This is a genomic window from Butyricicoccus sp. AM32-19 (genome assembly GCF_003480365.1).
Classification (GTDB): Bacteria; Bacillota; Clostridia; order Oscillospirales; family Butyricicoccaceae; genus Agathobaculum; species Agathobaculum butyriciproducens.
Genome location: NZ_QUIX01000019.1, coordinates 14,675 through 33,983, shown reverse-complemented (window position 1 = coordinate 33,983; position 19,309 = coordinate 14,675). Strand labels below are relative to the sequence as shown.

General features: G+C 53.8%; 16 protein-coding genes and 2 pseudogenes. 8 read left to right on the top strand and 10 right to left on the bottom strand.

Going from position 1 to position 19,309, the window contains the following annotated elements; all coding sequences use genetic code 11:
• Positions 1 to 178 precede the first annotated feature (178 nt).
• The 6 genes from DW806_RS13120 to DW806_RS13095 form a co-directional block, all read right to left on the bottom strand.
• Positions 179 to 808 carry a hypothetical protein gene (locus DW806_RS13120; RefSeq protein WP_118361405.1) on the bottom strand — a complete coding sequence of 210 codons (630 nt, stop codon included), beginning with the start codon at positions 806 to 808 and terminating at the stop codon, positions 179 to 181.
• A complete protein-coding gene (locus DW806_RS13115) occupies positions 805 to 1,656 on the bottom strand; it encodes a metal ABC transporter permease (RefSeq protein ID WP_188885844.1) in 852 nt (283 codons plus the stop codon). Before DW806_RS13115 ends, DW806_RS13120 begins: the two co-directional genes overlap by 4 nt.
• Positions 1,653 to 2,366: a metal ABC transporter ATP-binding protein gene (locus tag DW806_RS13110; RefSeq protein ID WP_118361407.1), complete on the bottom strand. Its 714-nt coding sequence runs from the start codon at positions 2,364 to 2,366 to the stop codon at positions 1,653 to 1,655. Before DW806_RS13110 ends, DW806_RS13115 begins: the two co-directional genes overlap by 4 nt.
• Before the next feature lie 12 nt (positions 2,367 to 2,378).
• Complete coding sequence (locus DW806_RS13105; protein ID WP_118730224.1) at positions 2,379 to 3,917, bottom strand: metal ABC transporter solute-binding protein, Zn/Mn family; 1,539 nt, start codon at positions 3,915 to 3,917, stop codon at positions 2,379 to 2,381.
• Positions 3,918 to 4,043: 126 nt separating this feature from the next.
• Positions 4,044 to 4,340 carry a hypothetical protein gene (locus DW806_RS13100; protein WP_118730223.1) on the bottom strand — a complete coding sequence of 99 codons (297 nt, stop codon included), beginning with the start codon at positions 4,338 to 4,340 and terminating at the stop codon, positions 4,044 to 4,046.
• Positions 4,341 to 4,362: 22 nt separating this feature from the next.
• A complete protein-coding gene (locus DW806_RS13095; RefSeq protein WP_118730222.1) occupies positions 4,363 to 4,758 on the bottom strand; it encodes a Fur family transcriptional regulator in 396 nt (131 codons plus the stop codon).
• A 185-nt stretch (positions 4,759 to 4,943) separates the two neighbouring features.
• Here DW806_RS13095 and DW806_RS15795 point away from each other — a divergent pair.
• From DW806_RS15795 to DW806_RS13075, 4 genes and pseudogenes are all read left to right on the top strand, one after another.
• A pseudogene (locus tag DW806_RS15795) lies at positions 4,944 to 5,063 on the top strand (RNase III inhibitor); the annotation flags it as partial.
• A pseudogene (locus DW806_RS13085) lies at positions 5,051 to 5,314 on the top strand (tyrosine-type recombinase/integrase); the annotation flags it as partial. The pseudogenes DW806_RS15795 and DW806_RS13085, both read left to right, overlap by 13 nt.
• Positions 5,315 to 5,911: 597 nt before the next feature.
• Complete coding sequence (locus DW806_RS13080; protein ID WP_118730221.1) at positions 5,912 to 7,117, top strand: FprA family A-type flavoprotein; 1,206 nt, start codon at positions 5,912 to 5,914, stop codon at positions 7,115 to 7,117.
• A gap of 589 nt (positions 7,118 to 7,706) precedes the next feature.
• Positions 7,707 to 8,987 (top strand): glycosyltransferase family 2 protein, encoded by a 1,281-nt coding sequence (locus DW806_RS13075; protein WP_330425280.1) that lies wholly within the window; start codon positions 7,707 to 7,709, stop codon positions 8,985 to 8,987.
• Between the two features lie 484 nt (positions 8,988 to 9,471).
• Here DW806_RS13075 and DW806_RS15925 read toward each other — a convergent pair whose 3' ends face one another.
• On the bottom strand, positions 9,472 to 10,194 hold the full coding sequence (locus tag DW806_RS15925; protein ID WP_118361450.1) for a 3D domain-containing protein: 723 nt from the start codon (positions 10,192 to 10,194) through the stop codon (positions 9,472 to 9,474).
• A gap of 654 nt (positions 10,195 to 10,848) precedes the next feature.
• On the opposite strand from DW806_RS15925, the gene DW806_RS13065 reads away from it, so the two are divergent.
• Positions 10,849 to 12,507: a ribonuclease J gene (locus tag DW806_RS13065; protein WP_110436586.1), complete on the top strand. Its 1,659-nt coding sequence runs from the start codon at positions 10,849 to 10,851 to the stop codon at positions 12,505 to 12,507.
• Between the two features lie 64 nt (positions 12,508 to 12,571).
• Here the strand turns inward: DW806_RS13065 and DW806_RS13060 are convergent, their stop codons facing one another.
• Entirely contained in the window at positions 12,572 to 13,108 is a 537-nt protein-coding gene (locus DW806_RS13060; RefSeq protein WP_116704867.1) for a hypothetical protein, read from the bottom strand.
• A gap of 38 nt (positions 13,109 to 13,146) precedes the next feature.
• Positions 13,147 to 14,139, bottom strand: coding sequence for a biotin--[acetyl-CoA-carboxylase] ligase (locus DW806_RS13055; protein WP_158578378.1), 993 nt, complete (start codon positions 14,137 to 14,139; stop codon positions 13,147 to 13,149).
• A gap of 108 nt (positions 14,140 to 14,247) precedes the next feature.
• Between DW806_RS13055 and DW806_RS13050 the strand changes: the two genes are divergently transcribed.
• From DW806_RS13050 to DW806_RS13040, 3 genes are all read left to right on the top strand, one after another.
• On the top strand, positions 14,248 to 15,045 hold the full coding sequence (locus tag DW806_RS13050; RefSeq protein WP_158578377.1) for a YlmH family RNA-binding protein: 798 nt from the start codon (positions 14,248 to 14,250) through the stop codon (positions 15,043 to 15,045).
• Positions 15,046 to 15,291: 246 nt separating this feature from the next.
• On the top strand, positions 15,292 to 17,382 hold the full coding sequence (locus tag DW806_RS13045) for an S-layer homology domain-containing protein (RefSeq protein WP_118730218.1): 2,091 nt from the start codon (positions 15,292 to 15,294) through the stop codon (positions 17,380 to 17,382).
• 24 nt (positions 17,383 to 17,406) lie between these two features.
• Positions 17,407 to 17,880 carry a hypothetical protein gene (locus DW806_RS13040; RefSeq protein ID WP_118730217.1) on the top strand — a complete coding sequence of 158 codons (474 nt, stop codon included), beginning with the start codon at positions 17,407 to 17,409 and terminating at the stop codon, positions 17,878 to 17,880.
• Positions 17,881 to 17,940: 60 nt separating this feature from the next.
• On the opposite strand, the gene DW806_RS13035 is transcribed toward DW806_RS13040, so the two are convergent.
• Positions 17,941 to 19,251: an alpha-amylase family glycosyl hydrolase gene (locus tag DW806_RS13035; RefSeq protein ID WP_118730216.1), complete on the bottom strand. Its 1,311-nt coding sequence runs from the start codon at positions 19,249 to 19,251 to the stop codon at positions 17,941 to 17,943.
• Positions 19,252 to 19,309: the final 58 nt, after the last annotated feature.

Genomic DNA, 19,309 nt, shown 5'->3' with positions numbered 1-19,309 from the left:
CGCCGGGTGATTGTAAAGCGCTATTCAATACCACCCGGCTCGCTCGATGCAGGAAGCCACGCATCGGATATATTCTGTGCTGACGGGCATAATATAGCAAAACAGACAGCTTTCGTCAACCGTTGCGCAGAAATGCGGCTTCGGTGGAAAGCTGCTATTTTTTGCAAGATACGATTTCTTACTTGGTTATCTCTGCATCGACCAGATGGCAGTCCATATATCCGTTTTCTTCGTAGGTCTGGAATGTGCCAACGACCGTGATTTCTGTTCCCAGTTCGGGATAGTCGGCAGGATAGCTATGCTCGCCCGCGAGGACGAATTCCAGCCCCTGCGAGCAGCAGGCAGTCGCGTCCATGATGATGCAGACCGTGTACACCGCGCCGGTGTTCGGATTCCCATAGGCCGCAAACTGCCCATTCATTTGGATGCGCTTTCCGACATACCGATCCGGCTCGTACATCATGTTATAGATCTCGGAGTAGACCATCGTGCTGCTGAGCGTAGTCAGATCGACATCCGGTTCGCCGGAGGCCTGTGCCGGTTCATAGTCCGGAAGCGCTTCGGCGGGCTGCGTCTGCTCCGGTTCCGGAACGGATTTTTTCGGTGCAGTTTTATCCGAAGCAGGCTGCTGCTCCGGAATTGCAGTCGGCGGAGCGGTTGTTTCGCCTATGGCATTCGCCATCTGCTCCTGAACGACCTGCTGGGTCGCGCTGCCCTGCTTCGATTTGGACTGGATCTTCTGATCGCCGCAGGCGCAGAGGGAAACCAGATAAAGCGCGACGGCGAGAATAAACAAAGCCTGTTTCATGTGCGGATACCTCCCAATCGGGATATTCCTGAGAAAATCAGAAATGCAAAAATATCCACAGCCACAATGGTCGAGCCGACCGGCGTTCCAGCTAGGATGGAGATCAGAATGCCCAGTGCGGCGCAGCAGACGGAAAGGACGGCCGCACAGATCGTCACCGCACGGAAGTTTTTGTAGACCCGCATGGCAGACAGCGCCGGGAAAATAACAAGGGCGGATATGAGCAGTGAGCCGACAAGGTTCATTGCCAACACGATCACAACGGCGACCGTTATGGCAATCAGTAAGTTATACAAATCGGCCTTTGTCCCCACAGCCTTTGCAAAGTTTTCATCAAAGGTCACAGCGAAAATTTTGTTGTAGCAAAGAACAAATACCGCCACGACCGCCACCGACAGCACCGCGCACAGCCAGACCTCGCTTTTCGTCAGCATCAGAATAGAGGTCGAGCCGAATAGCGTACTGCACACATCGCCGGACAAGTTAGAGGATGTGGAGAACAAATTCATCAGCAGATAGCCGATAGCAAGTGCCCCCACCGAGATCATGGCGATGGCGGCGTCGCCCTTGATCTTCGTGTTCTGCCCGGTACGCAGAAGCAGCACGGCGCTGATGATTGTAATGACCATGACCAGCGGCATTTCGTTGGTGATTTGTAGCACAGCGGCAACCGCCATGGCTCCGAACGCCACATGAGAAAGTCCGTCACCGATGAAGGAAAACCGTTTCAGCACCAGCGTTACGCCCAGCAGAGAGGAACAGAGCGCAATCAGCACGCCGACCACCAGCGCATAGCGGACAAAGGGGTACGCCCAATAGAGGGTCAGTTTTTCCAAGATTGCAGTCATTGTTCATCACCGCCTTTCTCTGCGGCAAATAGCCGCCCTTGCGGGCTTTGGAGATACTCTGCCTTTGTTCCGAAGAAAACGGTGTTGCCAATATGCAGAATATGGCTGGCGTATTTGACTGCGGCGGCAATATCGTGAGAAATCATAATAATGGTGATACCGTCCCGATGGTGCAGTTCGTCGATCAGACGATACATTTCCGCTGTCACTTTGGGATCAAGCCCGGAAACAGGCTCGTCCAAGAGCAGCATTTTTTGTGTGGCGCACAGCGCACGGGCAAGCAATACCCGCTGTTGCTGCCCGCCGGACAACTCTCGATAACATCGCTTTGAGAGCTTATCAATCTGCATTTTCCGAATGTTTTCTTCGGCAAGCTGTTTTTCTTCTTTGTTATAAAAGGGGCGGCTGCCGCAGCGCCCCTGACACCCGGAGAGAACGATCTCTCTCACGGATGCAGGGAAATCCTTTTGTACGACGGTCTGCTGCGGCAGGTAGCCGATCTCATTTTTCCTCAGCCCGTCGCCTGTCAAAATTCTGCCGCTGATGGGCGGCTGCAAGCCAAGGATCGTTTTCATAAGTGTACTCTTACCAGAGCCGTTTTCCCCTACGATGCAGAGGTAGTCGCCTGCAAAGACCTCAAAGCTGAGATCTTGCAGAACGGACTTCCCATCATAGCCGACGCGGAGATTTTGACAAGTGAGCTGAGCCATAGACCTACCTCCTTAACCCAATGCTTCTTTCAGCACGGACAGGTTCTTCTCCATCACGGAGAGGTAGGTCGTACCGTTTGCCACATCTTTAGAAGTGGTGGACTGCATGGAATCCATGGTCAGCACCTTTTGATTTTTCTCAGCGGTGTTCTGGATAATGGTTTCGGAAATTTTATGCTGTGCGCCCTCAATGGTCAGAACGCAGGGCAGTTTCGATTCATCCACCTTCTTAGCAAGGAACGAAACGGTCTCAAAGCTGGCTTCCGTTTCGGCGGAGCAGCCCACAAAAGCGGCATAGTAGCTCAGACCGTAATCGTCCACCAGATAGCGGAACGGGAAACGGTCGCCGAACAGAACGGTCTTATAGGTCGCAGCGTCCACGGCAGCCTGATATTCGCCGTCCAGCGCAGAGAGCTTTTCGATATAGGCAGCGGCGTTGGTAGCGTAGATGTCCTTATTGTCGGGGTCCAGCTCCTGCAAGGACTTGGAAATGGCATTTACAAGAACCTCCGCGTTTTTCAGAGAAAGCCAAACGTGCTCGTCCTTTTCTTCCTCATGCTCGTGGTCTTCGTCCTCGTCGTGGTCATGCCCTTCCATGTGTTCGCAGATCTCTTCGCCGGTCATATCAGCCGGGAAGAAGGTAGGCCAGGAGTTTTCGGGATCGACGATCGCGTCGAAGCTCTCGTTGCTCATCCGGATGTGGAAGTGTTCGGCGGCGGCCGGTTCGATCATGTGGTCATTGAACTCAATGTAGACCGGCGCGCCGGAATCCTTGTCCTCCGCCTCAAAGCGATACATGGCCGCCTTCGTGCCGGTAGACCAGTTCTGAATGTAATAGCCGACATACTTGTAGTTAGAGCCGACCTTCTTGCTATCTTCGTAGGTGAACTCGATGTGGTCACCCTCAATATCAATGTTGGTAATGTCCGTTTTGTAGCCGTTCTGATAGTAGTTCTTGTATTCTTCGGCGGTCATTTCGCCTTTCTCTGCCATCGCTGCAAACGCATCATCCAGCGTTCCGTCCAGCACAAAGGGATAGGCAGACTGCCAGTCGCCCGCCCAATCAGACAGGCTTCTGTCCTGAACCTCGTCATCTTCAAAGGTGGAGACTTCCTTGCTGTGGTCATGGTCGTGATCGTGCTCTGTTTCCTGCATACCCTCGACCACTTCTTCGGTCTTGACGCTGTCGCCAAGGACATCCAGCAGGTTGATGACCTTCATGTTCTTGTTGGTGGCATTTTTCAGAGCATCGTCCACCCAGCCGTCGGACTCGCCGCCCACATAGATGAACAGGTCGCAGTTGGAGATTTTGACAATGTCATCGGCAGTGGGCTGATAGCTGTGCAGGTCAACGCCGTTATCAAGCAGCATCGTGACTTCGGTGTTATCGGCTTTGTCACCTAAAATCTCACGCACCCAGTCATATTCGGGGAAAATGGTGGTGACAATGCTCAGTTTGTCGGTTTTGTTGGTATCGTTCTGCTTTCCGCAGCCGGCAAGAGCGCCGACGAGCATCAAAAGCGCAAGCAGCAGCGCAGTTATTTTTTTCATAGGGTTTGTTACCTCCAAATCATGATAAGAACTTAAAAATGGGCGCAAAAATACAAGGGTAACAGCAACGCCGCAAAAGTCTATCCGAAAACAGATAGACTACACCCTTGTAAAAAGTTCTTATTTTTAATTTGAAAGTTTGACCTTGAGAGAAACCAGCGTAAAGGTGCGGGCAACCTCTGTACAGGAGGGAATGATCCGGCACAGAATATATAGAATCGCCGTTACAGTAGCTGCGGCGGAGCCGGCAAGCCCAATGCTTTTGAGCAGGTTTTCGCAGACGTTGATCTGATGGCAGATGGCGCAGTCCACGCCAGTACAGTCATGGTCGGATTCCGCTGCGATATAGGCAAGAGAGGACAGCATAACAAAGGCCAGCACTACGGCCAGCAAGCCCGTCATAAAACGAAATTTCTTTGTCATGGTCTGTCCTCCTTTCCAATCGTTATTTTCCCTTGCAGTCCGAACAAGTTCCATAGAGGATCGTGTCAGTCGTGTCCAACATAAACTGTTCGCTCTGCGCCAAAAGCTTTGCGAGCAAAGCTGCGTTACCAGCTGCCATGTGAAAGGTCTTGCCGCATTTGATACAGCTCATGTGCAGCGCACCTTTGCAGCTTTCGGCATCAAGGTATTGATAGTAGACCTCGCGCGTGCCGCTCTTACTGCTCCGACGCACTTTTTCCTCTGTCTCTAACTGTGCAAGGTTTCGATATACGGCGCTCAGGCTGATTTTTTTATCTGCCAAAGCGTCCGCAATTTGCCGTGCGGACAACAGCTCGTCCGGGTGCTGGCTCAAATAGGCAAGCAGAACCTTTCGCTGCCGCGTGCTGTAGCTATGCAAGTCACCGCACCTCCAATTTGCAGTTCATTCGCAAATATTATAATCCAAGAAAGCAAGAAAGTCAATATGCGAGTTGTTCGCAAATTGCAAGTTTTCAATGAACGCAGCTACCGCGAAAATCAAAACCACTTTTACTGTTGCCCAATATGTTTGACTGCGTATTTTAGGACTACAATTTCTGGATGTTGGAGTTGCCACTTGTCCAGATGCAGGAGATGCTCGGCAAGGCAGGGGTTACCCTTTCCCATTCGAGCAAATTCGATATCATTGTAGAATATTTTGTCGAACGAGGAAGCATAGAATAAAGCCAAGGCTTGGTGAGCATCAGCCGAACAATCCCAAACTGGTGTATGCGATGGACTTCTAGGTGACTCCGCACATGCTGCGACACACCTACATCACCAATCTGATTTACAAAGGTGTTGATCCTAAGACGGTGCAGTATCTGGCAGGCCATGAGAACAGCAAAACGACTATGGACATCTATGCGAAAGTCAAGTATAATAAACCTGAGGAATTGAGCAGCGTTGTGAATGCAGCATTCGGGCTGCGTTAAATTGCACCAAAAATTCCCCGATTTCGTGGGTTTACCTATGGGTTTACTGAGAGAGGGAAGCCCGAAAACCCGCATGAATACTGGACTTTTCGGATCAGGATCAGGTGAGTACGGCCTGAAGGCAGCTCGTCGCGCACCGCAGTTCTCCAAGCGCTAATCAATATTTGTGCTTTCGAAGTGCAGAAAACGCAAGTTTTCTGCACTTTTTCTTTTTTTAGACAAAACAATATATATGCAGAATTGCAATGCAAAACATGAGAAACATGTGCTTTTCTCATCAATAAAACCGTGCTGCAATAGAAGTAGACAAAAAAACGAAACGGAGAATGCACATGGCAAAGACAAAACGCTCGATCGATATACTGCACGGACCGATGAACGGCAAACTCCCGGCGAGATTGTCGGCCGGCTGATCAGCCTGTTGTTCATGGTGCTCGGTACCTGCCCGCTGCTGCAATCGATCGAAACCTGTATCCCGTCAAAAACCGGCTGTTTCATCGGTCGTTTTTTTGTATGCCGAGACTAACCCTACCACTGGACGAATGCACAAAAATATGCTACAATTCAATATAGATATTTATACGGAGGTGTCGTGCGATGCACAGTACCAGAAAGGTCAAGGATGATCTCATTTATGTTGGCGGCAGCGACCGCCGCCTGAGCCGCTTTGAAAATTTGTTCCCGATCCCCAAGGGGGTATCCTATAACAGCTATGTGCTGCTGGATGAGAAAACCGTGCTGTTTGACACGGCGGACGAGTCCATCAGCCGTCAGTATATCGAAAACGTCGTTCACGCGCTGAACGGCCGTCCGCTGGACTACATGGTCGTTCAGCATATGGAGCCGGATCACTGTGCGATGATCGACGACATGCTGCGCCGCTATCCGGAGGCGAAGATGGTATGCAGTGCCAAGGCGGTCGGCATGTATGCCCAGTTCTACGGAACGGACGTTGCCGCGCGTGCGCTGGTCGTCAAGGAAGGCGACAAGCTGTCCACGGGCGAGCATACCCTGCATTTTGTCATGGCGCCGATGGTGCACTGGCCGGAGGTCATGGTCACCTACGACGAGAAGAACAAGATCCTGTTCTCTGCTGATGCGTTCGGCACGTTCGGTGCACTGGCAGGCAACATTTTTAATGACGAGATTACGTTCGACACGGTCTGGATGAACGATGCCCGCCGCTACTACACTAACATTGTCGGCAAGTACGGCGTACAGGTGCAGGCGCTGCTCAAGAAGGCGGCATCGCTCGATATTGAGATGATCTGCCCGCTGCATGGTCCGATCTGGCGCAAGGATCTCGGCCTGCTGCTGGAGAAGTACCAGAAGTGGAGCACCTACGAGCCGGAGGACAAGACGGTCATGATCGCCTACGCGACCATGTACGGCAACACTGAGAACGCCGCAAACGTGCTCGCAGGTATGCTGGCTGACAAGGGTGTGAAGAATATCGCGATGTACGATGTTTCCGAAACCGACGTTTCCGAGCTGGTAGCCGAGAGCTTCCGGTGCAGCCATCTGGTGCTCGCCGCGCCGACCTACAACAGCGGCATTCAGCCGAAGATGGAGGCATATCTGTCCGACATCAAGGCGCTTAACCTGCAGAACCGCACGGTTGCCGTCATTGACAACGGCACCTGGGCCGCTACTGCGGGCAAGCAGATGATCGGCATGCTCGAGGGCATGAAGAACATGACCATCCTCGAGAACCCGATCTCCATCAAGTCTGCCCTGGCAGAGAACCAGCTCGGCGCACTCGAAGCGCTGGCTGACGAGCTGGCAAAGCAGGTAAACGGTTAAGGCAATACCGCATAATTGAACAAGAGCGATTTGCGAGCAAATTTTGTGTACTAACGAGGCGCGGTTTTGCAGTAATACTTAATGTATTACTGTGAAATCGCAACAAAGTCAGGACACAAAATTTCCGCAAAGCGCCGCAGCTTTAATTGTGCGGTGTTGCCTTAATAATCAAATACCGGCGGCTGTCGCAATGCGGCAGCCGTTTTGCTGTATATGCAGGGGAGAGCGGCGAGAGAAAATGCCCTCCTTTCCTTTATGAAATGTATACGAAATTGATGATGTTATAGAGAAAACCCGGATTTATCCAGGCAAACAGCAGGGAAAAGTGAAAGAGCGTCAGCGGTGCGGAACGAATGCGTCTCTCAGTTCACTGTTTTTTTACGGAAAGACAGGGCAAAGTGGCATGAAAAAAACGCATGAAAGCACAAAAATTTTGTGCGAACAGTGAAAAATTAAAAATTTTGTGAAATCCGGTTAAAAATGTGTTGCATAATGCGTTAATAGTGCTATTATAGTACAAGGGTTGAAACAACCGCCACAATATCTAAAGTATAGAGAAATAAATCAGGAGAAGAAACGAGGAATTTTTATGCTTCGGTTTTTGGAGAGCATGCAGTGGGTGCTGTTCATTTTCTTTACTGCGGCGTATGCGTACCAGATCTTTTACCTTCTGGTTGGCTTGTGGGGCAAGCAGCGCGGCGGTGTAGAAAATGCAGAGCTGCACCGTTACGCGGCGATCATTTCGGCACGCAATGAGTCCGCCGTTATCGGCAGACTGATCCGCACCTTGAAGGAGCAGGATTATCCGTCGGAGCTGCTCGATGTTATTGTTGTTGCAGATAACTGCACGGACAATACCGCTGAGGTAGCGCGCAGTGCCGGTGCGATCGTGTACGAGCGATTTAATAAGGTGCAGGTCGGCAAGGGCTACGCGCTGGATTATCTGTTCAAGCATATTTTTGAGGAGCAGGGTGAGGATGCGTACGATGCGTTTTTCGTATTCGATGCGGACAACATCGTAGATCCGCAGTTCGTCCGTGAGATGAACAAGATGTACGATACCGGCGAGTATTCTGCATTGACCAGCTACCGCAATTCGCAGAACTTCTGCGCGAACTGGATCTCCGCAGGCTATGCACTGTGGTTCCTGCGTGAGTCGCGCTTCCTGAACCGCCCGAGAACCCGTCTGGGCGTCAACTGTGCGGTTTCCGGCACCGGTTTTCTGATTTCGGCTGATGTGCTCCGCGAGGAAGGCGGCTGGAATTATCATCTGCTGACCGAGGATATCGAGTTCTCCATCGCCAGTGCGGTCCGCGGCCGTAAGATCGGCTACTGCGGCAATGCCATCATCTACGATGAGCAGCCGGAGCATTTCCGTCAGTCGTGGGATCAGCGTCTGCGCTGGAGCAAGGGCTTCTATCAGGTGGACGCAAAGTATACCGGCGCACTGCTGCGCGGCTGTACGCGCGGCGGCAAGGCGGGCATGTCCTGCTATGATATGCTGATGACGGTTGCACCGTGCAACCTTGTTACCATCGGCTCGCTGCTGCTGGCCGTACTCCTGTGCGTGACCAGCTTCGCACAGCCGGCATACATTACATACCGCGTTATGCGCATGCTCGGCCGTATTCTGTTGCTGACCGTGCGCGGCATTACGTTCAGCCTGTTTGCCTTCGGCGCGGTGACGATGATCGCCGAGTGGAAGCGCATCGCAGGTCCGGCGTGGAAAAAGGTGCTGTATACCTTTACCTTCCCGTTCTTCATGCTCACCTATGTTCCGATTTCGATCGCCGCTCTGGTCGGCAAGGTCGAGTGGAAGCCGATCCAGCATGGCATCGCCAAGGTGCAGGAGGAGCGCGAGAGCGCGTAATTGAATCAAAACAGCCGCAGGGTGTCTGTGGCTGTTTTTTTACCATTTGCAGATGTGTAATCGCAGGGGAGGCCGGTGGTCTCCCTTGTGCCACCAGACCAACGAGTTGCGCGGCACAGGTATCCTCTGGAGGACTCTCTCTTGTCCTTCGGGCAATTCACCGTTCTCTGATTTTCGCTGTGCTGAATAGGAAGGAGGGAACCTTGGTTCTCTTCTTCTTGTGCCCCTGCCGGGGAGGCAGGATTCTCTCGCTTCGCAAGCGAAAACCCTAATTTCTGGAATGATAATGAAAACCCGCTCAAACGCCGCACAATCGCTCCTGCAAATTCGGCGTATAGTTTTGAACAGACTCGCCCAAACCATCGTACACGCGATTCTGACGCGAAATACAAAACGAAAACCGAGGACGTACCTGTCCTCGGTCTCCAAACTGTTCAAACTGGCAAAAAAAAAGAGCCGTGCTTTCGCACAGCTCTTCAAAAATTTACTTCAGCAGATATACATTTGCGTACTGCACGCCAAGCTCGTTTGCACGCTCGTGGGTGCTTACTGCAATGTCGATTTTGTTGCCCTTGATCGCTCCGCCGGTGTCCTCAGCGATGAACACGCCGTAGCCCTCGATGAATACGCGGCTGCCGAGCGGAATGACGGACGGGTCAACTGCGATCGTGCGGCCTTCGGTCAGGGTGGTGCCGGTAGCGGTCAGTGCCAGATTGTTGCCGTTGCATTCAACGCACGGATCGTAGAAGGTCAGTTTATAATTGCCAAGCGCAGTGGCATTTGCCTTGATGGCATCGCTTGCCAGATACGTTGTGGAGTAAGCTACCGGACGGGCGGTGGCTGCACTTGCGACCAGCTGGTTGTAAGCGGCCTGGGTTGCAGCGGCCTTGATCTCGGCTTCCTTCTTAGCTGCTTCTTCAGCGGCCTTTTTGGCAGCCTCAGCCTTAGCCTTCTTAGCAGCTTCCTCCTGCGCCTTCTTGGCAGCATCCTGCTGTGCCTTGAGTGCGGAAGCCTTTGCCTTCACCATAGCCTGCTGTGCATTGGAGATTTCGGCAGAGGTGAGCACCGTGCCGACAGAATGGTTCAGAGTGGAAGAGAGTACCGCAGTCGGCTGCTCCAGTGCAGCAGCGCCGAAGGTTGCCATCGAGCCTACCGTGAAGGTTGCCGCGAGGAACATGGCAGCATGCTTACGCAGAGAAATAGACATTTGTGTTACGCTCCTAAAAGTCAGGTGAAAACGCAGCGGGAACACTTCCCGCGCCACCGGAAAAACCGATGTTGTTTTCTGGGTTGTTACTGTTTTGTTTACGTTCTGTTTCCGAACTGTAACCAATCATACTGCATCCTCTCCGATTTGTCAAACGGTTTCATAGAATTTTGTGCACATTTAACAGAGTTCGTCGTTGGATTTCGTTAATCTGTATGGCATAATTGGGCGAAAAAACGGTTTTTTACGGTTAGCCGTGTAAAACGCACATCGGCGGCTTTGTTACAAACCGCAGGGACCGAAAGGGAAGTCTGCCCGGTTTGACCGGCCATTATGCAGGACACGCAGAATGGGTAAAACAGCGGGACACTGTGCATAAATAGTATATAGGTAAATTGGCTGTTTCGACGAAGCCGTACAGAGCGCTTTGGTGACTGGCTCTTTACAATTCTGCTGAGCTGTGGTATATTAAAAATAAGTGTTTGCAGTCCGTGCGGGAATGCGCTGTGCCATTTGCAGCGAAAACGGGCCGCATCCTTCACATGTGGATAAAGACAGACGGGATCGCATGGTCTGCCTTTTCAGAAAAGCGGAAACGACATCCGCGTACATATAATAAACAACAATCAGATAAAGGAAAGTGATAATACTATTATGAAGGAAAAACTGAAGATCATACCGCTCGGCGGTCTGAACGAGATCGGTAAGAACATGACGGTGATCGAGTACGGCAATGACATCGTAGTTATCGACTGCGGCGTTGCCTTTCCGGATGACGACATGCTGGGTGTTGACCTGGTCATTCCGGATACAACGTACCTCAAGCGCAACCTGAACAAGCTGCGCGGCTATGTGATCACCCACGGACATGAGGACCATATCGGCGCTATTCCGTATGTTCTGCGCGAGTGCAACGCACCGATCTACGCGACCCGACTGACCTGCGGCATCATCGAGACCAAGCTGTCCGAGCACAAGATGCCCCAGAAGGTCAAGATGAACCGCGTGCGCGCCGGTGATACGATTAAACTCGGCTGTTTCAAGATCGAGTTTATCCACACCAACCACTCCATTGCGGATTCGGTTGCGCTGGCGATCACCACGCCGCTGGGCACCATTCTGCACACGGGCGACTTCAAGATCGACCTGACGCCGGTTTCCGGTGAGATGATCGACCTTGTCCGCATCGGTGAGCTGGGCAAGAAGGGACTGCTTGCGCTGATGAGCGACTCGACCAACGTCGAGCGTCCGGGCTACACGCCGAGTGAGAAGATCGTCGGCAAATCGCTTGAGAAATTTATCATGGAGAGCGACCAGCGCATCATCATTGCAACGTTCGCGTCCAATGTATCGCGTCTGCAGCAGATTCTCGACATTGCCGCCAAGGCAGGACGCAAGGTAGCTGTCTGCGGCCGAAGCATGGAGAAGATCTCCAAGGTTTCGATGGAGCTGGGTTATCTGAAGGATTCCGGCAAGGTCATGATCGACATTTCCGAGATCAAGCGCTACGCGCGCAGCCAGCTGATCATCGTATCCACCGGCTCTCAGGGTGAGACCATGTCCGCGCTGTACCGTATGGCGTACGGCAGCCACAAGCAGGTGGAGGTCAATTCCGGCGACCGTATCCTGATCGCAGCGTCTGCTATCCCGGGCAACGAGAAGTCGATCAACAACATGGTCAACGAGCTGTACAAGCAGGGCGCTGAGGTTATTTACGACCGTTCGGCAGCCATCCATGTTTCCGGCCATGCCTGCCAGGAGGATCTTAAGCTGATGCTCGGTCTGTGCAAGCCGAAGTACTTCATTCCCGTACACGGCGAGTACCGCATGCTCGTGCAGCATGCCGGTCTGGCACGCGAGATGGGTGTCAACCCGAAGAACATTCTCGTCAGTGAGATCGGCCGTCCGATCGAGATCAGCGAAAATTCGGCTCGTCTGGGCAATTCCGTGCCGGCCGGCCGTCTGCTGGTAGACGGTCTGGGCATCGGTGATGTCGGCACTGCCGTTCTGCGTGACCGCAAGCATCTGTCCGAGGACGGTCTGCTGGTTATCGTAGTAACCGTGGACGCAACGACCGGCGTTGTCATTGCGGGTCCGGATATCGTATCGCGCGGTTTCGTTTACGTCAAGGAAGCCGAGGCTCTCATGGAGGAGCTGCGTACCATTTCGCAGATGGCGCTCGACCGCTGCTCGGTAGAGAATCTGCGTGACTGGAACAGCCTGAAATCCGCCATCAAGGGCGATGTCAGTGATTACCTGTTCAAGAAGACCAAGCGCAGTCCGATGGTCCTGCCGATCATCATGGAAATCTAAATGTAAGCCAGATAAGAAAAGACACCGATTTTTTTCGGTGTCTTTTTTCATATAAGCCCTGTAATTAACCTTTATACATGCCGATCTTGCACAGCTCTTTGATCATATCCGGCACGGTCTGACCGGCGATCTCGAGGCGCTCTGCGGCGCCGGGCTTTTCTTCGGAGAACGTATCCCATGCTGTGACAAGATGTCCGGTCGGCTCCATGCCGTACTTTTTCAGCAGGGGAACGAAACGCTTTGCGGTCTCGCTGTAAATGGACAGAACCTTGTACTTCTGTACGAAAAGCTCCTCCTCGGTGGTCAGAGAACCAATGGCGAATGCCGAAAGCCCGTCCTGATACAGCAGCTCGCCGTAGCCGTCTAAAATCATGGTCAGCTGCTTTTTTGTCATGCCGTCCAGATACCAGACCTCATCGCTTTCTGCATCCGGATGGATGGCGAGGAACAGCGGCTCGTCCAGCTCGGCGTAGAACGAATGAACAAAGTCGCTCAGCTTCTCAAAGCTGAGGTTTGCGGTGATGGTGTTGCCGTCCAGCTCGTACTGCTCGGACAGCTTTTCGGGGAACGGAACGGTCACGCCTGCAGCGGTTTGAAACATAGAAATATCTCCTTATATATAATGTATAAAAATGCGGTTTACAGTCGAATGCTGATCTCGCCCGAGGACAGGGCATTCACCTGTCCGTCCGCGGTTTTGACCAGCAGATGTGCATCCTCGTCCAGTCCGACGCACTCGGCTTCGTAGCGGCCTGCCGGACTGCTGACCGTTACCGGACGGTTAATGCAGCACAGCCGTTCGCGGTACTGCTCGAGCAGCTCGGGTTCCTTGCCCTGCTCGAGCAGCATGTACACATCCTCGAAGTGGTTGAGGACAGCGGCGGCCAGTTCGGCTCTGCGGGGCGGCTTGCCGAAGTCACTGATGGCACCCGCGACCGCCTGTACTTCCTCGGGCCACGCCGGATTGGGCTGCAGATTGATGCCGATGCCGACCACAAGCGAGCTTACCGTGCCGGTTTCACCCTCGATCGTCGCTTCCGTGAGGATGCCGCACAGCTTGCGTCCGTTCATCAGTACATCGTTCACCCATTTGATTTGCGGCGTGAAGCCAGCTGTCTGCTCAATGGCGCGCACGACCGCGATCGCCGCCGAAATGGTAACGAACGACAGGTGCGACAGCGGCAGTGTCGGATGCAGCAGAATGGTCATGTACACGCCGGTGTCGGCAGGGGAGACGAACGTGCGTCCGAGCCGTCCACGCCCGCCGGTCTGCTCCTCGGCAAACAGCGTGAAGCCGTGCTTTCTGCTGAGATACTGCTCCTTCATCGTTGTGTTGGACGAGGTGAGCGACGGCTCGACCAGGATTTCGCGTCCGATGACCGCGGTATCGAGCAGTGCGTCAATGCCTGCGGCGGTCAGGCTGTCGTCATCCGAGGCCAAGCGATAGCCTTCTCCGGTCACGGCGTCAATGGCAAGGCCGCTCTCGCGCAGTGCGGCGATCGCCTTGTGCACCGCCGCACGAGATACGCCAAGCTGCTCGGCGAGCCGTCCGCCGGAAAGGCGGGTGCCTCGTGCCTGTTCGAGTGCCTGCAAAACGGCGTCCTTCACGGTCAATTTGATCATCTCCATCATTAAAATGCTAATCTCTATTGTAAACGAAAAAAGAAGATAGTACAATACTATCATGCAAAACAATGGGCGGCATAACGGAAAATCCATGCCGCAATGGAGGAAAATACCTTGAAGACCAAGCAAGAGATACTGACCGCGCTTGCACACAGCGGCGACGATAAGCTGCTGCTGGCAGGACTGCTTGACAAGGAGCAGACGTGTGAGCAGCGCGGTTATCTGACCCATACCAAGTTCCTCGACCTCAAGCAGCGGGCGCTGTGCACGGATGCGGTGCGCCTTGCCGGAGGGACCGGTCATGCACTGTTCTGGGGCGGCTATGAGGACGCGGAACGCGGGATCTATCTGTTTTATCCGGATTACATGGATGCCGAGAGCGCGAAGATGTCCGCGCCGCTGGCGCTGCTGCGCGCCCGCAAGCGCAGGGAGGACACGCTCACGCACCGCGACTACCTCGGTTCGCTGATGGGACTGCAGATCGACCGTTCGGTGGTCGGTGACATTCTCGTGCACGAGGAAGGCGCAGACATCATCGTGCTCGAGGACATGGCGGAGTTCATCCTCATGCACTTCGCCAAAGCGGGCCGCAAGCAGCTTTCGCTGACGCGCGAGGATCTCAGTGACCTGAAGCACGCGGCAGTCGAGGAAAAACGGGGGACCGGTTCGGTGGCGTCGCCGCGTCTGGACAGTGTAGCCGCTCTGATTTTTGGCCTGCCGCGCAAGGACGCACAGGCGCGGATCGAGAAGGGCCTGGTGTTCGTCAACAACGCGCCCTGCATGAAGCCGGAGCACCAGATTACAGAAGGCGACCGTCTGACTGTGCGCGGCGTCGGCCGTGCGCGCGTGGAGGCGTTCGGCGGTACAAGCCGTAAAGGACGAATTTTTCTCGAATATGTCCGCAATGCGTAAACATTGGCAGAATGTGTCCGGCAAAGCCTGTTGTCAAGCGGGTTTGTCTATGTTATACTTTAGGCAATACCAAACGATTAAAGCTGCGGCGCTTTACGGAAATTTTGTGTCCTGATGTCGTTGTGATTTTTTGCAATACCTCGTATTGCTGCAAAACCACGCCTAATCAGTACGCAAAATTTGCTCGTAAATCGCTCTTGTTCAATCATTTGGTATTGCCTGTAACCCACATACGAGGTGTATCTTATGAAAAAACGTTTATTATCTGCATTCCTGTGTGCGGCGATGCTGGCAACGATGATACCGGCAGCATTTGCCTCCGATCTGGACGGACACTGGAGCAAAAACTTTATCGAATATCTGGATGAGGAGGGCATCATCAATCCGAGTGCGACCACCGGCAAGTACGAGCCGGAGCGCAAGGTCACTCGTGCGGAGTTCATGCGCTATGTCAACCGCGCGTTTCACTTCACAGAGAAGGCAAGCATTTCGTACAGCGATGTGCAGTCCAACTCGTGGTACTACGACACGGTGCGCATTGCCGAGAAGTACGGCTACATCAACGGCACCGGCAACGGCAGGATGAATCCGGAGGGTTATGTCACCCGTGAGCAGGCGGCGGTTATCCTCGGACGGCTGTACAAGGCCGATCCGGGTAATGTAAAACCGGCAAACCTGTCGTTTAAGGATAAGGCGAAGGTTGCAACGTGGTCGGCAGGCTACGTCAAGGCGGCTGTGGACAAGGGCATCATCACCGGCTACAAGGATAACACCTTCAAGCCGACCAAGGTCATCACCCGCGCAGAGCTGGCGAAGATCCTGTACTATTATCTTGGAACCTCGCTCTCGACGGCAGGAAAAGCGTATACCGGCTCCGACCTCAAGAGCGATACCGCGAACGTCACCATCTCGGAAAGCTGCACGCTGTCCGATGCGACGATCGACGGCGATCTGTACCTGACCGAAGGTCTGGCCTCGGATGCGGTACAGCTGAATGACGTGTACGTCAAGGGTACGATCATCGTAGCCGGCGGCACGGTAACAATGACGAATACAATGAGCGACCACATCGTTGTGTCCTCGCCTATGGGTCGCCTGCTGCAGGTTACTGCGGCAGGCGCCGCTCGTTTTCCGAACACGGAGGTCCGCAGCACAGCAGTGCTCTACGAGAAAAAGCTGACCACCCCAGGCTATGAGGGCTTTGCGGATGTAAAAATAAACGGAGATAAGAAGGTTTCGCTGACGCTGGATGCGGATATCAATCATCTGGAGCTGAATACCGAATCCACGGTTTCCATCACTGCGAATGCGTCGGTCTACCGCATGACCGCCAGCAAGCCTGCGTCTGTCACCGGCTACGGCACGATTTATCAGGCGGAGATCAAGAGCAGCGGCGTGAGCTTTGCCAGCAGCGTGCGGGTCTCCGGCTACACGATCGCAAACGGCGTGACCGCCATCGCAGGCGGACAGACGCTCACGGGCAGCGTGACGGCGGCTGTTTCGCCGGAAAGCATAACGGTCGACCTGAATAACCTCTCTGCACTGGGCAAAAATGTTGCGGTCACCGTGCCGAACGGTCTGAAAATTGAGAAAATCGAGAGTAACGGTGCAGTCCTCACCGCAGGCACGGACTATACGCAGACCTCGACCGGCGCCGCCATCAGCGCGGATTGGCTGGGCAGGCTGCCGCGCGGTAACTACAAGCTGACGCTGACGCTCTCGGACGGCAAAACGGCGGCAATCGCCATTGCTGTTACCGATTCTTCGGTGAGCGAAAATGTGCAGAATGCGTCTTTTGACCGCTATTACAAGTCGGAGAACTACGCAGATGTACGCACGCGTCTGAGCGGCGCCAATACCTCGGAGGATATCCGGGATGTGGTGCTCGGTCTGTCGAGCATCGACTACACGTTCGATTCTTCGACGCGTTCGCTCATCCTGCCGCGCGGTGTACTGGCGCAGCTTCGAGCGGGCAGCTACACCATCAGCGTTGAACTGAAAAACGGCAAGACCGAGGTGTTCACCCTGACCGTGAGCGATTCCGCACCGACCGGCGAAAGCTGGGCGGTCGAGGAGTACAACACGTTTTCACCGAGCGAACCGAAGTTCACGCTGCCGCTGACGCGCACAAGCGTGCGTACGGTGACCGTGCAGAACAACGGCGTGATCGAAGCACTCAACGCAGGCAGCGATTACACGATCAGCGGTCAGACACTGACGCTGAAAAAGTCCGCGCTCGAGCGTTACCGCAAGGATGGTACGGCTGTCGTATTCAGCGCCGATCTGGCGGACGGCACGACTTATGCCCTCGTTATCGACTATGTAAAGCGAAAGTAACTTCTTGTAAAGGAGCGTGATGAAATGAAAAAGGCAGCAGGCTTTATCGTTTTACTGATTTTCATGACGGGATTGATCGGCTGCAGTGGAAAAACGGTCAAGCTGGACTTGCCGTTTACAGCCGATGATGTGGAAAGTGCTGTAATGTATCATTTCGAGGGCGTTCCTATAGCGGCAGAGAAGAAAATCGTTACAGAAAAAGATGATATCAAAGCGCTGTACGAGCGGCTGGAAGGTCTGTCGCTCAAAGATAAGACGATAGATGATAGCGGTGACGGAGGAGATGTGACCAGTTTTCGGTTTCAGCTTTCGGACGGGACCGACTATGAACTGCTCTATGTCTGCAGCGGCGTGAAAAACGGCTATCTGGCTTCGCGGACAGGCGGATTTCGCTATTTCACACGTGCGGATATCGGCGCCTGCTGGAATGACTTGAATCAAGAGCTTGTGGCAGAACCTGCCGATCAGAGCGAACTGCCGGGATATGATCCGGCATAAAGACATTAAAACCCTCCGTATGAAACCATACGGAGGGTTTTCTCTAGCTTACGGGCACGCTCAGCACTCACACTTCCAGAAGTAAGCCGAGTACGGCGGCAATTCACTTCCGCCGCCGAAGTCGTGCATTTCTCCGGTAATGAGGTCCACAGCACGGCCGCAGCGCGCGTCAAAGTGTGCGTGGTACGGCTGCTCGTCGATATTTACGGCAACGAGCACTCGTTCGTCGTCTGTCTCGCGCTCCCAGATGCACTGCTTGTTGGTGAGCACAAGCTGCTTGAAGCCGCCGTAGCAGAGCGCACGGCTTTCACGGTGCGCCTTCGCCATTGCGGTGATACGGGCGGTCAGGTCGTTCGCGATCGGCTGCTCGAACGAGGGGCGCAGAGCGTCATCGCCGTCCTGCTTTTTGCCCTCGGCGCCCCATTCGCTGCCGTAGTAGATGCACGGAATGCCGGGCATGCCGAACAGCAGCGCGTAGATCAGCGGCAGATGCGCCGGATTCTGCAGGATGGACGCAACGCGCGTGACGTCGTGGTTATCCACAAACGAAAGCAGGTGCTTGCCTTTATACAGCGTCCAGTTTTCCGGACCGAACTGGCGCAGCAGCGAATGCGTGATCTCGAACAGGTTGTAGCTGTTCATCGAGGAATACAGACCCTTGTAGCACTCGTAATTCGTGCAGGAGTGCAGCATGCCGTCTCCGACAAACTGGTTGTAATCGCCGTGGAGCAGCTCGCCGACGAGGAAAAAGTCGGGCGAGAGCGAGTCGCAGAAGCCGCGCAGCGCACGGATGAAATCTTTGTCGAGACAGTACGCCACATCCAGCCGCAGACCGTCAATGCCGAATTCGTCCTTCCACTGCCGGATACACTCGAAAATGTGGTGCTGCACATCCGGATGGCGCAGATTGAGCTTTACCAGCTCAAAATGACCTTCCCAGCCCTCGTACCAGAAGCCGTCATTGTAGTTTGAATTGCCGTCAAAGGAGATGTGGAACCAGTCCTTGTAGGGGGAATCCCACTTTTTCGCCTGCACATCCTTGAACGCCCAGAAACCTCGTCCGACGTGATTGAATACGCCATCCAGCACAACTTTGATGCCGTGCTCGTGCAGCGTTTTGCAGACGGCGGCGAAATCCTCGTTGGTGCCGAGACGGCAGTCCACGCGGCGAAAATCGCGGGTGTCGTAGCCGTGGCTGTCGGACTCAAAAATCGGGGAGAAGTACACGGCATTGCAGCCGAGAGATGCAATATGCTCCGCCCAGTCGCTGACCTTGCGGATGCGCGGAACAGTCACGCCGTCGTTTACGCGCGGCGCACCGCAGAAGCCGATGGGATAGATCTGATAAAATACGCTTTCGTATGCCCACATGAAAAAACACTCCTTTACATCGGGTAGCATTTTCAGTATAATAAAAGTGAATAAGAAT